This is a genomic window from Pseudomonas sp. DWP3-1-3b3, from assembly GCF_049896305.1.
In the GTDB taxonomy this organism is placed as follows: Bacteria; Pseudomonadota; Gammaproteobacteria; order Pseudomonadales; family Pseudomonadaceae; genus Aquipseudomonas; species Aquipseudomonas azotoformans_A.
This window is the reverse complement of sequence record NZ_JAFCUA010000006.1, coordinates 380760-395445: the sequence shown is the minus strand read 5'-3', so window position 1 is coordinate 395445 and position 14686 is coordinate 380760. Positions and strand designations below refer to the sequence as shown.

The 14686-nt window shown below is 61.0% G+C and carries 9 protein-coding genes; 8 read left to right on the top strand and 1 reads right to left on the bottom strand.

Annotated elements, in window-relative coordinates; genetic code table 11:
- The first annotated feature begins 117 nt into the window (after nucleotides 1-117).
- Genes ACP7BX_RS20775 through ACP7BX_RS20760 form a run of 4 tightly spaced genes read left to right on the top strand, consistent with a single transcriptional unit; the run spans nucleotide 118 to nucleotide 4965 of the window.
- Entirely contained in the window at nucleotides 118-2226 is a 2109-nt protein-coding gene (locus ACP7BX_RS20775; protein WP_426129164.1) for a TonB-dependent receptor, read from the top strand.
- Nucleotides 2226-3014: an ABC transporter ATP-binding protein gene (locus tag ACP7BX_RS20770; protein WP_426129166.1), complete on the top strand. Its 789-nt coding sequence runs from the start codon at nucleotides 2226-2228 to the stop codon at nucleotides 3012-3014. The genes ACP7BX_RS20775 and ACP7BX_RS20770 overlap by 1 nt, the downstream gene beginning before the upstream one ends.
- Nucleotides 3011-3958, top strand: a complete 948-nt coding sequence (locus ACP7BX_RS20765) for an ABC transporter substrate-binding protein (protein ID WP_426129168.1) — start codon at nucleotides 3011-3013, stop codon at nucleotides 3956-3958. The genes ACP7BX_RS20770 and ACP7BX_RS20765 overlap by 4 nt, the downstream gene beginning before the upstream one ends.
- Entirely contained in the window at nucleotides 3955-4965 is a 1011-nt protein-coding gene (locus tag ACP7BX_RS20760; protein WP_426129170.1) for a FecCD family ABC transporter permease, read from the top strand. Before ACP7BX_RS20765 ends, ACP7BX_RS20760 begins: the two co-directional genes overlap by 4 nt.
- 2 nt (nucleotides 4966-4967) lie before the next feature.
- Here the strand turns inward: ACP7BX_RS20760 and ACP7BX_RS20755 are convergent, their stop codons facing one another.
- The gene (locus ACP7BX_RS20755) at nucleotides 4968-9569 is read right to left on the bottom strand and encodes a DUF4329 domain-containing protein (RefSeq protein ID WP_426129172.1); all 4602 of its coding nucleotides are present in this window, start codon (nucleotides 9567-9569) and stop codon (nucleotides 4968-4970) included.
- A 311-nt stretch (nucleotides 9570-9880) separates the two neighbouring features.
- On the opposite strand from ACP7BX_RS20755, the gene urtA reads away from it, so the two are divergent.
- The 4 genes from urtA to urtD all read left to right on the top strand — a co-directional run bounded on the left by urtA (nucleotide 9881) and on the right by urtD (nucleotide 14679).
- Nucleotides 9881-11146 (top strand): urea ABC transporter substrate-binding protein, encoded by a 1266-nt coding sequence (gene urtA / locus ACP7BX_RS20750; RefSeq protein WP_095014510.1) that lies wholly within the window; start codon nucleotides 9881-9883, stop codon nucleotides 11144-11146.
- A gap of 133 nt (nucleotides 11147-11279) precedes the next feature.
- Nucleotides 11280-12782 carry an urea ABC transporter permease subunit UrtB gene (urtB, locus tag ACP7BX_RS20745; protein ID WP_426129174.1) on the top strand — a complete coding sequence of 501 codons (1503 nt, stop codon included), beginning with the start codon at nucleotides 11280-11282 and terminating at the stop codon, nucleotides 12780-12782.
- Nucleotides 12782-13849 (top strand): urea ABC transporter permease subunit UrtC, encoded by a 1068-nt coding sequence (gene urtC / locus ACP7BX_RS20740; RefSeq protein ID WP_426129176.1) that lies wholly within the window; start codon nucleotides 12782-12784, stop codon nucleotides 13847-13849. Before urtB ends, urtC begins: the two co-directional genes overlap by 1 nt.
- Nucleotides 13846-14679 carry an urea ABC transporter ATP-binding protein UrtD gene (gene urtD / locus ACP7BX_RS20735; RefSeq protein WP_177074645.1) on the top strand — a complete coding sequence of 278 codons (834 nt, stop codon included), beginning with the start codon at nucleotides 13846-13848 and terminating at the stop codon, nucleotides 14677-14679. Before urtC ends, urtD begins: the two co-directional genes overlap by 4 nt.
- Nucleotides 14680-14686: the final 7 nt, after the last annotated feature.

Here is a 14686-nt window from a genome sequence, read left to right as displayed (position 1 = left end):
TAGCCTTGCGCGGACTTTGGCCGCGCAGCGAATAAGTGTTAACTTATAACACTTTCTGCGTTATCGTTGCTCGCCGCGCCCTGCGGCGAGTACTCCTCCTAGAAGACTGATCGACCGATGAACAAGTACCTTGCGTCCGGGCTGTGCCTGCTCGCTCTACATAACAGTGCCCAAGCCCTGACCCTGCCCGCCAGCCCCGTCACCGTGCCCGCTGTGGATGACGAACGCGTCGACCTCAAGACCCCGACCACCGCCGGATCGCGCTTGAACCTCACGTCGCTGCAAACCCCTGGCAGCGTCGAAAGCCAGACCGGCGCACAGATCCGCGAACGCGGCGATGCCAGTGTGCAAGACGCAATCTCCCGCGCCACTGGCATCAGCCGTACCGGCACGCCGGGCGATGGCGGCACCTCGTTGTCGGCCCGCGGTTTTACCGGGCAGGGTTCGGTGATGCAGCTGTACGACGGCAACCGCATGTACATGGGCATGGGCACCTCGACCTTCCCGGTGGACACCTGGTCGGTAGAGCGGGTGGACGTTTTACGCGGCCCAGCCTCGGTGCTGTATGGCGAAGGCGCCACCGGTGCAGTGATCAACACCGTGCCGAAAAAGCCGTTTGCAGGCGAGATCGAAAACCATATCCGCCTGGGCTACGGCTCTTATGATCGCCAGCAGCAAGCCCTGGACAGCGGCGGTTCGCTGACCGACACCCTGAGCTATCGCCTGAACCTCAATCGCCTGCGCAGCAACGGCTTCATCGACCGTGGCGACTCCAGCAGCGACTTCGTCAGCGGCGCCCTGCTCTGGCAGGCAGCGGATAACCTGAGCTTCACCCTGGCCAGCGACTACGGCGACCAGCGCCCGCAGAACGACTTCGGCACGCCGTTGATCAACGGCCAATTGCACAAGGGCCTGCGCGACAAGAACTACAACGTCAGCAACGACACCCAGCACTACAACGACCAATGGACGCGCCTGACCAGCGAGTGGCAGATCAACGACAGCGTCAGCGCCACCAACGAGCTGTTCTACCTGAAAAACCAGCGCCGCTGGCAGAACGCCGAGAACTACAACTTCACCAACGGCCAGCTCACACGCAGTGGCAACTTTGGTATCAAGCACAATCAGGAGCAGGTGGGCGACCGCCAGACCTTCACGTTCAAGCACACGCTGTTCGGCCTCGACAGCCAGACCGTGACTGGCGTGGAGTACAACCGGATTCGCTTCCGCCTGGCCAGTAACTCGCCGTTCAACGATGTACTGCCCAGCGGCCAGCCGATCGATATCAATCACCCGGCGCCTGCGCCGTTCAGCAGCCAAAACGCGTTCGCCCCGCTGTTCTCCACCACCACCAAAACCGTCGCCGGCTTCGCCGAAAACCGCCTGCAACTCACCGACCAACTGTCGCTGATCACCGGCATTCGCCGCGACTACGCCCACGTCGAACGTGAGGGCCTGCGCGATGGCAGCCAGTCCGACAAGACCCTCACCGGCAATAACTGGAAAGCCGGGCTGGTCTACGCGATCACACCCGACACCTCGGTTTACGGTCAGTATTCCACCAGCACCGACGGCGTCGGCGGCCTGATTTCCCTGAGCCCGAGCCAGCAGCAGTTTGACCTGTCCACCGCCAAGCAGACGGAGATCGGTATCAAGCAAGCCTTCTGGGACCAACGCGGCGAATGGACCTTGGCGGCTTATCACATCGTCAAAAAGAAACTGCTCACCGACATTCCGGGCGACCCGGACCATCAGCAACAAGTCGGCCAGCAATCCTCCCGGGGCCTGGAAGCCAGCCTCGACCTGCAACTGCCGCACGCCTGGGCCCTGCAAGCCAACGCCGCCATCGTGCATGCGCAGTACGACGACTTCAGCCAGGACGTCAACGGCGTGCAGGTCTCCCGCGACGGCAACCGCCCGATTGACGTGCCACGCCGTACCGCCAACCTGTGGCTGAGCAAGGCCGTGACCGACGACATCCGCGCCGGTGCCGGTGTGCGTTATGTCGATGCCCGTTATGCCGACATGGCCAACCAGAACGAGCTGCCGAGCTACACCGTGGTCGACGCCAGCGTGTCGTGGCAAGCCATGCGCAACACCACCCTGGGCCTGCAACTGAACAACCTGTTCGACCGCACCTATGCCGTCAGCCAGTACAACGACGGGCAACAGTGGATCCTCGGCGAGCCGCGCTCATTCTTCGTGACCGCGGACTACAGCTTCTGATGACTTCACTCACCCTCACCGATCTGGCCTGGACGCCGTCGGACCACGGCCACTGCCATCACCGGTTCCAGCTGCGTGATGCGAGCCTGCAGGTCGGTGCGGGGGAGTTCGTCGGGCTGATCGGGCCCAATGGCAGCGGCAAGACCAGCCTGTTGCGCTGCGCCTACCGGTTCAGCAAACCGGAACAGGGTGATGTGCGGCTGGAACATCAGAACCTGTGGAAGCAGAGTTCAAAATGGTGTGCGCAGCGCATCGCGGTGGTGCTACAGGAGTTTCCCGACGCCTTTGGGCTGCGGGTCGATGAAGTCGTCGCCATGGGGCGAACGCCCCACAAGGGCGTGTTCGATGGAGACACCTTGCATGACCGGCAACTGGTGCAAAATGCGTTGGCGTCCGTCGGCATGCAAGGCTTCGAAGACCACGCCTTCGCCACCCTCTCCGGCGGCGAAAAACAGCGTGTGATCCTGGCCCGCGCCCTGGCCCAGCAACCGCAACTGTTGATCCTCGATGAGCCCACCAACCACCTCGACCCACGCTATCAGCTTGAACTGCTGAGGCTGGTCAAGCGCCTCAACATCGGCACTCTGGCCAGCATCCACGACCTGAACCTGGCCGCCGCCTTCTGTGATCGTCTGTACGTGATCAACCACGGGCGCATCGTCGCCAGCGGTACGCCCCATGATGTACTGACCGCCGAGTTGCTGCGCGAGGTGTTTGCCGTGGAAGCACTGATCGACACCCATCCCTTGTCCGGCTACCCCCGAATCACCTGGATAACCCAACCATGATCCTGCGCTCTCTGCTGTCTTTCGCGTTGCTGTTCGGTTCTGCCCACGCGTTCGCCGAAGCGACCCATTACCCGGTCACCATCAAGAGCTGCAACCGCGACGTGACCTTCCAGGAAGCGCCAAAACACGCGGTCAGCCACGACATCAACATGACCCAGATGATGCTCGCCCTGGGCCTCAAGCCGCGCATGGCCGGCTACAGCGGCGTGACCGGCTGGAAGTCAGTCACCCCGGAAATGGCCGAGATCCTCGACGGCCTGCCGGAGCTGGCGAGCAAATACCCGTCGGTGGAAACCCTACTCAACGCCAATGTGGATTTCTTCTTCGCCGGCTGGGATTACGGCATGCGCGTGGGCGGCGACCTCACGCCGAGCACCCTGCAACCCTTGGGCATCAACGTGTACGAGCTGACCGAATCCTGTGCCTTCGTGATGAAACGCCCGGCCGCGACGCTGGAAGACACCTATAACGACCTGCGCAACCTGGGCAAGATTTTCGATGTGCAGGACCGCGCCAACACGCTGATCGCACAGATGCAGGCACAGGTCGACGAGGTGCGCAAAGACCTGCCCGCCGACAAGCCCCGCGTGTTCCTCTATGACAGCGGCGAAGACCGCGCCATGACCTCCGGCCGCCTCGGCATGCCCCAGGCGCTGATCGAGGCGGCCGGTGGGCGCAATATTCTCGATGACGTCGATGCCAGCTGGACCCGCGTCAACTGGGAAACCGTGGTGGAGCGCAACCCGCAGGTGATCGTGATCGTCGACTACAGCGAGATCACCGCCGAGCAGAAGCAGGCGTTCCTGATGAATAATCCGGCGCTGCAAGCGGTGGACGCGATCAAGAACCAACGGTTTATCGTGATCCCTTATGTGCAAGCCACGCCGGGCATCGATAACGTGCTGGCCGTCGAGACGCTGGCCAAGGGGTTCCACGGCGAATGATCAGCCGTCGCTATGCCTTGCTGCTCATCGTCCTGGCTGCGGTGCTGCTGGTCTCTTGTGTCATTTCGCTGGGCTTCGGCCCGGCGCGAGTGCCGGTGGAAGTTGTTTGGCGGATCATGGTGTACAAGGCCTTTGGCATCGGTGAGGTGAATTGGCCAGCGGGGCAGGAACATATCGTTTGGTTGATCCGAGTGCCACGCATGCTGCTGGGTGCGTTGGTCGGTGCGGGGTTGGCGCTGATCGGCGCGGTGCTGCAGGCGGTCACGCGCAACCCGCTGGCCGACCCGCACTTGCTCGGCGTGACCTCCGGCGCCACGCTGGGCGCAGTCATCGTGGTGCTGCATGTGGGTGAAATCGTCGGTGTGCTGACCTTGCCTATCGCCGCCTTCATCGGGGCATTGGCGAGCATGCTGGTGGTGCTGGCGGTAGCCAGTCGCAACGGTCGGCTGGAGAGTGATCGCCTGCTGCTGTGCGGCGTGGCGGTGTCGTTCGTAATGATGGCGGCGGCCAATCTGCTGCTGTTCATGGGTGATCATCGGGCTGCCTCAGCGGTGATGTTCTGGATGCTCGGCGGCTTGGGCCTGGCGCGTTGGGAACTGCTGTTGATTCCCGCCGCCACAGTGCTGATGGGCCTGTTGGTACTGGTGGGCATGGCCCGCCCATTGAATGCACTGATGGCCGGCGAACAGACCGCCGTAACCCTGGGCCTGAATGCGCGCAACGTGCGGCTGAAGGTATTTCTGGTGGCCTCGCTGATGACCGGCGTGCTGGTCTCCATCAGTGGCTCCATCGGTTTTGTCGGCCTGATGATCCCGCACATTGCCCGGCGCCTGGTGGGCGCCGAGCATCGGCGGTTACTGCCGGTGTGCGGGCTGCTCGGCAGCCTGTTCCTGGTCTGGGTCGATGTGGCTGCGCGCACGCTGATCGCCCCCGAAGACCTGCCCATCGGCGTGGCCACGGCGGCGATTGGCGGGTTGTTTTTTATCGGGTTGATGCGCAGGCGCTGAGATTAGAGTTCGTCTTTTGCACGCCCATACCAGGGCTCGCCGGCCTCCCCACCGACCGTTGCCCATTCGACCCCCAGCACCCCTCGCCTTTTCCAGAACGAGTCAGTGATCAATACCGACAAGCTGCCCAAACGGCACAAATGACTGACCAATGCACTGGGCGCAGGCGCAGGCCGAGCGCTAAGCAGTGTCGACTCCGCGCTCGACACTGCGGGTACGTACTTGAGCAGGCCACCCCCCCGGCAAGAGAGATAGATGCATTGGGCGTCGGGAAGATTGCTGATGTGCACAGACAGGTAACTGTTCAGGTCCTGACTGGAGACAAAATTGGGCAGCAGACTGATGTCCAGTGGTTTGAGACTGCTGGTGTACGGGATTGACTTGAAGAACGCATGCACCGCAGCAATTTTGTAGTCATGCAGGTCGTGACCCGCCGGTACGTCGAACCCGGCATGCCCAGGCCAGAAGAACCACTCAAGCGAACTGTTGCCAAGCCCGGGCCGGTCCTCCACCGGGTCAATCGCAACAAACCCCGATAGGCGCGGGGGCACCAGCAGGGCCCCCAGATACGTCTTGGCCTGAAACGGTGCGATCAACTGCTGGGCATAACGCGCGGCGTCGTCGGCAAAGAAGAACAGTGGCCCGCAGAACGAATGGAAATAGGGATCGCTGGTAAACGTGTGGGCCACCCGCTTGGGCTGCCACTGCGCAGTGACGCGCTCCTTGCGCCCCCATATTTCACTGGTGAGCCTGACTTGCAACTCACCGAGTTCAGCCAACTTGACGACATAGTCACGCACCGTCAGCGTGCCATCTCGCAGTTGCGTAGCGTCCTGACTCACCTTGCTCAGGCGTTCCGACACTGACGCCGTCTTGGGCACGCTATACCAGAGCAGTGCGCCGTCAGCACATAGCAGGTACAACGGCAACGTGTTCCCGTTACGAGGCGTGGTCATGAACTGCAGCGCTTGGGCAATCCTCGCCGGTGCGAAAAAACGCTGGGCCATTGCATCGTCAGCCGTAGCGATCGTTTCGGTCGACGCACACAAATACACGCCGACGATGGAATAACCCTGGGGTACTTTTCCATCAAGGAAAATCGCCCTCAAATTCTCATGACTATCTCTGAGCAGGGGCTGGGTGGCCATGTAAAACTCCCGCCCGAAGGCCTTGAGTACATAACCGATGGCAACACGCGCCTGTGGCTGCCAATGGCGCTGAATATGCCGCACGGCATCCAAAGCACGGGTAAAAGTCGGACCGCACGGCGCGTCAGCAACCGCCGAGATAACCTCCCATGGCTTGGCCTGATATTGATTCAGTGCAAACCTGGATCTTAATAGCCTGGGGCTACCCCACAAGGTATCGCCCTGCACCACGCGCAATTCGCCGGCGCGGACCACGCTCTCGACGAAGTCCTGAGGCAGCAGGGCTTGGGTACGCATTTTCTGTTCGGCGAAATTGTCAACGAAGTCGCCGGTGAAGCGGCCATTGAGATTCAGGCTTTTTTTGAGCTGCGCTTCATCAATAGTGTCTGACAACTGATAGCTGAGTATCGAACCGGTGGGGCCGAACACGTATTGACGTTTGATCTTAGTGGTCTGGCGCAGTAGATGAGCCAGTACCTCAGTGGGAATCATGCTTTGGTAAACGGCTTTTTGCGTCGGCGACAGCAGTATGGGCACCTCTCGCTCCGGCAACGATCGGTAGTTGGCAACGAGGGTACTGCCACCTGGGTAAAGCCCGGTAGCAATCGTAGCATCGGGGTAGACCCAACTCAGTGTCGCGCCCTGAGGAGGAATCAGCAGGGGCTCTGTCGCTACAAACAGCCCATTGACCAACTGCAGGACGACCCCGCCATACGTGCGTTTGTGCCCATTACCGACCAATGTCTGCGCGCAGCGCACGGCATCATCGGCAAACGCGAAACACGGGGTCAAACGGCGCGGCGCAATGTGTTCATAGCCGTTCCACTCAGTACCGACCAGCCCGACCTTGTCCCAGTAAAGGCTGACACGCACCACTTGCAGGTCGCCCCTGGCCGCCCAGTCCTGGATAAACGCCTGCGGTGTCTTCGCACCGGAAGCCAGTTGGGTTTTTGCCTCCCCCAGTAACCGGTCGGCCTCGCCACCCTTTTCCAGGTTTACAGGCGAGGGTCTGTACCGTAACAGCGCGCCGTCAAGCGTGGAAAAGTAAATCGCCATGCGTGCATTTTCATCCTCCAGGGCGCGAGTGAGCGCCGCCAACAATACGTCGGGCATGACGAAATGCTGTGTTAACCAGCCAGAGGCGCCCGACAGCCAGTGAGGCGACCATTGCTGCGAGCGGAATAAGGAATGCAGCCTAAACCCCTCGGGCAGTTGGTAGAGGTCCCGCCGGTGTACACGGGGAAACAGACGGTTCAGTTTGAACAAGCCTTCTACGGTGCGCGCGCCAACCACTTCGGTAGTGATGAACTGTGGCCGGCTTTCATGCTTGAGCACAAAGGCAAAGCACGCCTCTTCCGGCAACCGACGCCCCTGCACTCGCGATTGCACGTCTCGAGCCGCCTCATCGGCGCTGGTAAAGATACCGCCATAGGTTATGTAATCAGGCGGACCGGATCGTGGGGCGTAGGTAAAATTGGGCGACCAATCGCTGTAGACCACCGAGCGTGGCCCCCACAATGCATTGCCCTGAACGATCTTGAACTCCCCCGCCACGGCCAGGCGCCGCACCCAATCGCCCGGCCGGATCTCGCCGCGATCGAGGCGCCGCCCCAGGCTGTTCTCCCCGGCACCAGGGGCGATATTGGCCAGCAGCAACGCTTCCTCAGGCGACTGATTCGGCGTGTACTCCAACAGACAATCCTCAGCCCCGGACAAGTACGCCACCCGTCGATCCTGAATGATCGAGTACATCTCTTCGGTGGAAAACACCTGCAAGTTGATCAAGGCTTCGTCCCGTGACCAGCCCCGCTGTTTAACCCAATCGGGGTCGACCATCGACAGCGCCGTGTGGGAGCCGTAACGGGCATACAGCTCATAAGGCTCTGGCGGAATCAGCGGGCCTGGTTCGTTCACCGGAAAAAACAGCGTGGACGCAAAAGGATGCACGACACTTTCCAGCGGTTGGGTGATCACAAAGCGACCATCTGCGCCCCTTAGCACATACCCGCCATAGTAAAAACTGCGCTGTTGACCGACTTGCTCATGGGCATACACCGCCGCATCACGGGCGGAGAAAAACGAGTGACTCAGTGCGGCCGAGTAAAGTGGGCTCAACAACGCCGAGCGATTGTCCACCCTGCCCACTTCATGCCACAGCCCGCCGGACTGCACCACCCAAAGCGGCGTGGCGTCGATCACCCGGCGCACAAAGTTGCGCGGGCTCAAGGTGCCTGCAGCCAGTTCCGCCTGGGCGCCGTTATCATTGATCGTTCCGTCACTGGCGCGCTTGAACAGTTCGGTGGACAAGGCCGCCGAAGGTACGTTGAGTTGAAGCAGCGTGTTGTCCAAGGCGCGCATGTACAGGTCCAGCCCACGGCTCGGAGCGTGCAAGGCCTCAGTGCTTTGCCCCTGTTGAATCGCCGCGACCACCTGGGCCGGGGAGAAAAACGCACTGGCGAGCCAGCCCTCCAGGGCCGACACCTCCTCTTTGACATTCCAGGCGCTGAAGTAAATGGCCTCCAGGCGATAGTCGGCAGGCAATTGCGACGTGCCGTCAGACCCTTTTGGAAACACCGCATCCAGCGCAAACAAAGGTGCGCGCCTGGGGGATGCCAGCGTTGCCACGTAGCGTTCCTGGGTGAGGTGCTTGAGCACAAAACCGACCTGCCCCTCTGGCGCCGGCGAAGGCAGCGCGGCCATCACCGCCAGCTTCGCCTGATCAAAGACGCTTGAACACAACGGTTGCTCGGTTACCTCGGAGGAGGTAAAGGGTTCGAACACCACCCAATCCGCCGGTACGCGCCCGACGGAGCCGCCCCACCACTCGGTTGACACGATAAAGCTCAGCGAACCGAAGCTGGAAACCTTCTTGATGAACTCGTCAAAAGGACCATAAACCCCGACAGGGTTGTTGGCTGGTTTACCGGCCTGCACCCACAACGCAAAACTGAATTCCGCCGGCGAACCGCTGGGGGTGTGACGAATCAGCGAACCGTCCGGCCCTGACAAATAAGCAGAGGGAAAAAAATTGCGCTCATACACATCCGAGTAAAAGTCCGTACCGGAGAAAAACCCAAGAAATGCCTTGGTCATGCGCTCATCGAAACTGGGGTTTCGACTGCTGATATGCGCATGTTGAGCAGGATGGGAGTGGTAATTGGCCACACAGGTATAGCCCGACGGCTGTAGAAAGAGACCATCGTCTCCCAGCGCCAATATATCGCGCAGATCAAACTGCAGGGTGCCACCCTGGAACGGGTAACTGGCGAAATACAGGCCGGCTGAATCGCGCAGAATCACCCCGCCGTACTCCACATCACGGCGTTCGCCGATGTGCATATGCGCCCAGTAGGCCGCATCGGTTTCCTTGATAAACGCCGGGCTTAGCGTGGGCAACTTTTCAGCCCCACGGTTCGAACTGGCTGCCCGCTCTTCGCGTGACAATCTGATAGCCATGACCACTCCTTGAGATGATGCCAGGACACAATGTCCTGGCGCTTCATTCTCGGCACGGACACGACGTTAAATCGGTAGATAAGTAGTCCGGTTGTTCGTGGGCTGCTGGCGTGCGCCACACAACGTCAGCAGGCACCACAACAGCCCATCGCCGTGCACACGAGCGTTCAACAAGCGCCACAATGGTGCGCACCATGGCCCTTCCCGCCCCTCTCTGCCCCTCACCTGCCAGGCTTTGACAACTTCGGCACAGCCTTTGCTATCTCCTCGTTATCAGCCATCCAAAAAAAATCGGTCACGGAGATTGCACCATGAAGCGTCGCAGCTTGATCAAGGCTTTCACTCTCTCGGCATCCATTGCCGCCATGGGCATGACCTGGACGATCCAGGCCGCCGAGACCATCAAGGTCGGCATCCTGCATTCGCTGTCCGGCACCATGGCCATCTCCGAAACGTCCCTCAAGGACATGGCGCTGATGACCATCGACGAGATCAACGCCAAGGGCGGCGTGAACGGCAAGATGCTGGAGCCTGTGGTCGTCGACCCGGCCTCGAACTGGCCATTGTTCGCCGAGAAGGGCCGGCAGTTGCTGACCCAGGACAAGGTCGCCGTGGTGTTCGGCTGCTGGACCTCGGTGTCGCGCAAATCCGTGTTGCCGGTGTTCGAAGAACTCAACGGCCTGCTGTTCTACCCGGTGCAATACGAAGGCGAAGAGATGTCGCCGAACGTGTTCTATACCGGTGCAGCTCCGAACCAGCAGGCGATCCCGGCGGTGGAATACCTGATGAGCGAAGAAGGCGGCGCAGCCAAACGCTTCTTCCTGTTGGGTACTGACTACGTGTACCCGCGCACCACCAATAAGATCCTGCGTTCGTTCCTGCATTCCAAAGGCGTGGCGGATAAAGACATCGAAGAGGTCTACACCCCGTTCGGCCATGCCGATTACCAGACCATCGTGGCCAACATCAAAAAATTCTCCGCTGGCGGCAAGACTGCTGTGATCTCCACCGTGAACGGCGACTCCAACGTGCCGTTTTACAAAGAGCTGGCCAACCAGGGCCTGAAGGCCACCGACGTGCCGGTGGTGGCGTTCTCCGTGGGTGAAGAAGAACTGCGCGGCATCGACACCAAGCCGCTGGTGGGCAACCTCGCCGCCTGGAACTACTTCCAGTCGGTGGAGAACCCAGTAAACAAGAAATTCGTCGCCGACTGGAAAGCCTACGCCAAGAAACACAACCTGCCGGGCGCTGACAAAGCCGTGACCAACGACCCGATGGAAGCCACCTACGTGGGCATCCACATGTGGGCGCAGGCGGCGGAGAAAGCCAAGTCCACCGACGTCGACAAAGTGCGTGAAGCGCTGGCCGGGCAGACATTTGCCGCGCCGTCGGGCTTTACCCTGACCATGGACAAGACCAACCACCACCTGCACAAGCCGGTAATGATTGGTGAAATCCAGGCGGATGGTCAGTTCTCGGTCGTGTGGCAGACCCAGGAGCCGATTCGTGCACAGCCGTGGAGCCCGTACATTCCGGGCAATGACAAGAAGCCGGATTACGCCGTCAAGAGCAACTGATCCGAGGGGTGTCGGCACATGAGGCCGACACAATCCCTGTGGGAGCTGGCTTGCCTGCGATAGCGATGTTGACTGTCCCACCGCCATCGCAGGCAAGCCAGCTCCCACATTAGTTTGAGCAAGGCCCAAGACTATGCCCACTGCCCTGTACCGCTTCATCCTCGCCGCCCTGCTGTTGCTGCCTTTTGCAGCACACGCCAGCGACGCCGAAGACTTCCTGTCCGCCAACCCCAGCCAACAAGCCAAGCTGCTCCAGGACTGGGCCGCCCAGCCCGACCCGGCACGCATTGAGTTGGTGGACGCGCTGCAACAAGGCCAACTCACGGTCAACGGTGAAACCAAAACCATCCGCCTGAACAACCGACTGCGCAGCCTGATCGACAACGTTAAGGCCAGCCAGCAACTGCTCGCCGCCGACCCCACGGTACGCCTGGCTGCCGCGCAAACCCTGCAAAAAAGCGCACAACCTGCGCAGCTGAAATTCCTCGACCAACAGGTCGCCAGCGAGACCAATGAAGACGTACACACGGCCCTCAGTCTCGCCCTGGCCAACCTGCAACTGGTCGACCCGGATCCGGTGGTGCGCCTGGCTGCCGTTCGGTTGCTCGGCAGTACCGGCGACCCACTGGCGCGCACCCGCCTTGAAGCCTTGCTCGCCCCCGGCGTCGAAACCGATGCCGCCGTGCACACCGCCGCCGAAACCAGCCTGGCCCAGGTCAAACGCAAACTGATGCTGGGTGAGATCCTCGGGCAAGCCTTCAGCGGCATGTCCCTCGGTTCGATCCTGCTGCTGGCGGCGCTGGGCCTGGCGATCACCTTTGGCCTGCTCGGCGTGATCAACATGGCCCACGGCGAGATGCTGATGCTCGGCGCCTACTCCACCTATGTGGTGCAAATGCTGATGCAACGTTATGTGCCCGCCGCCATCGAGTTCTACCCACTGATCGCGCTGCCGGTGGCGTTTTTTGTCACCGCTGCCATCGGCATGGCACTCGAACGCACGGTTATTCGCCACCTCTACGGTCGACCGTTGGAAACCCTGCTCGCCACTTGGGGCATCAGCCTGATGCTGATCCAGCTGGTGCGCCTGGTGTTCGGCGCGCAGAACGTCGAAGTGTCCAACCCCGCCTGGCTGTCCGGCGGCATTCAAGTGCTGCCCAACCTGGTGCTGCCGTACAACCGCATCGTCATCATCGGCTTTGCGCTGTGCGTGGTGGTGCTGACCTGGCTGCTGCTGAACAAAACGCGCCTGGGCCTCAACGTGCGCGCCGTCACCCAGAACCGCAACATGGCGGCGTGCTGCGGCGTGCCGACCGGGCGGGTGGACATGCTCGCGTTTGGCCTGGGTTCAGGCATCGCAGGCCTGGGCGGCGTGGCGCTGAGCCAGATCGGCAACGTCGGCCCGGACCTGGGCCAGAGCTACATCATCGACTCCTTCCTGGTGGTGGTGCTCGGCGGTGTTGGCCAGTTGGCCGGTAGCGTGATGGCCGCCTTTGGCTTAGGGATAGCCAACAAGATCCTCGAACCGCAGATTGGTGCGGTGCTCGGCAAGATCCTGATCCTCGCGCTGATCATTCTGTTTATCCAGAAACGCCCGCAAGGACTCTTCGCACTGAAAGGACGGGTGATCGACTGATGAACCAGCCATTGATGCTTACCGCCACGCAAAAAGTCGGGCCCAAGGTGACGATTGCCGTGGGTGCGGTGATCCTGATCCTGCTGCTGGCGCTGCCGTTGCTGTCGCTGCTGCCAGCTGACAACGTCTTTAATATCTCCGCCTACACCCTGACGCTGGTGGGTAAGATCCTCTGCTACGCCATCGTCGCCCTCGCCTTGGATTTGGTGTGGGGGTATGCGGGGATGTTGTCCCTCGGCCACGGTTTGTTCTTTGCCCTCGGTGGTTATGCGATGGGCATGTACCTGATGCGCCAGGCGTCCGGCGATGAATTGCCAGCGTTCATGACCTTTTTGTCGTGGACCGAATTGCCCTGGTATTGGGTCGGCACCGAGCACTTCCTCTGGGCTATGTGCCTGGTGGTGCTGGCGCCGGGTTTACTGGCGCTGGTGTTCGGCTTCTTCGCGTTCCGCTCACGAATCAAGGGCGTGTATTTCTCGATCATGACCCAGGCCCTGACCTTCGCCGGGATGCTGTTGTTCTTCAGGAACGAGACCGGCTTTGGTGGCAATAACGGCTTCACCAATTTCCGTAGCATCCTCGGTTTCGGCATTACCGAACCGGGCACGCGGGCGGTGCTTTTTGTGGCGACGGTGCTGTTGCTGGTGACGAGCCTGTACATCGGCTGGCGCCTGGCACAAAGCAAGTTCGGCCGGGTGCTGACGGCCCTGCGCGATGCGGAAAACCGCCTGATGTTCTGCGGCTACGACCCACGCGGCTTCAAGCTGTTCGTGTGGGTACTGAGCGCAGTGCTGTGCGGGTTGGCAGGAGCGTTGTATGTGCCGCAGGTGGGCATCATCAACCCCAGCGAAATGTCGCCGACCAACTCTATTGAAGCCGCCGTGTGGGTCGCTCTGGGCGGGCGCGGCACGCTGATCGGCCCGCTGCTGGGCGCTGGCGTGGTCAATGGCATGAAGAGTTGGTTCACCGTGGCCTTCCCGGAATACTGGCTGTTCTTCCTCGGGGCGCTGTTCATCATCGTCACCCTGTATCTGCCCAAGGGCGTTATCGGCCTGCTGAAGAAATGAGGAACGTCATGCTTGAACCTATTTTCGATGCAGGCGCAGGCCGTGATGCCATCGGTATTGGCCAGGCTGCTGGCAAAGGTCTCAACACCCGCCACGGCACCATCCTGAGCCTGGAAGACATCAGCGTCAGCTTCGATGGCTTCAAGGCGCTCAACAACCTGAACCTCTACATCGGCGTCGGCGAACTGCGCTGCATCATCGGCCCCAATGGCGCGGGCAAGACTACGCTGATGGACGTGATCACCGGCAAGACCCGGCCCAGCCACGGCACCGCCTGGTTTGGCGAAAACCTCGACCTGACCCGCCTGAGTGAAGTGCAGATTGCCCAGGCCGGTATCGGCCGCAAGTTCCAGAAGCCCACGGTGTTCGAAGCCCTCAGCGTGTTCGAAAACCTGGAGCTGGCGCAGAAGACCGACAAATCCGTATGGGCCAGCCTGCGCGCACGCTTGAGCGGCGAGCAGAAAGATCGTATCGATGAAGTGCTCGACACCATCCGCCTGACCGCTTCGGCCCAGCGCCAGGCGGGGTTGCTGTCCCACGGCCAGAAGCAGTTCCTTGAAATCGGCATGCTGCTGATGCAGGACCCGCAACTGTTGCTGCTGGATGAACCGGTGGCCGGCATGACCGATGCCGAAACCGAATTCACCGCCGAACTGTTCAAGCGCCTGGCGGGCAAGCACTCGCTGATGGTGGTGGAACACGACATGGGCTTTGTCGGCTCGATTGCCGACCACGTCACCGTGTTGCACCAAGGCAGTGTGCTGGCCGAAGGGTCGCTGGAACAGGTGCAGGAAAACGAGCGCGTGATCGAAGTCTATCTCGGTCGCTGAGGAGAGC

Coding starts and splice junctions, on each gene's coding strand:
- ACP7BX_RS20775 (WP_426129164.1), top strand. CDS start 118: ATGAACAAGTACCTTGCGTCCGGGCTGTGCCTGCTCGCTCTACATAAC.
- ACP7BX_RS20770 (WP_426129166.1), top strand. CDS start 2,226: ATGACTTCACTCACCCTCACCGATCTGGCCTGGACGCCGTCGGACCAC.
- ACP7BX_RS20765 (WP_426129168.1), top strand. CDS start 3,011: ATGATCCTGCGCTCTCTGCTGTCTTTCGCGTTGCTGTTCGGTTCTGCC.
- ACP7BX_RS20760 (WP_426129170.1), top strand. CDS start 3,955: ATGATCAGCCGTCGCTATGCCTTGCTGCTCATCGTCCTGGCTGCGGTG.
- ACP7BX_RS20755 (WP_426129172.1), bottom strand. CDS start 9,569: ATGGCTATCAGATTGTCACGCGAAGAGCGGGCAGCCAGTTCGAACCGT.
- urtA (WP_095014510.1), top strand. CDS start 9,881: ATGAAGCGTCGCAGCTTGATCAAGGCTTTCACTCTCTCGGCATCCATT.
- urtB (WP_426129174.1), top strand. CDS start 11,280: ATGCCCACTGCCCTGTACCGCTTCATCCTCGCCGCCCTGCTGTTGCTG.
- urtC (WP_426129176.1), top strand. CDS start 12,782: ATGAACCAGCCATTGATGCTTACCGCCACGCAAAAAGTCGGGCCCAAG.
- urtD (WP_177074645.1), top strand. CDS start 13,846: ATGAGGAACGTCATGCTTGAACCTATTTTCGATGCAGGCGCAGGCCGT.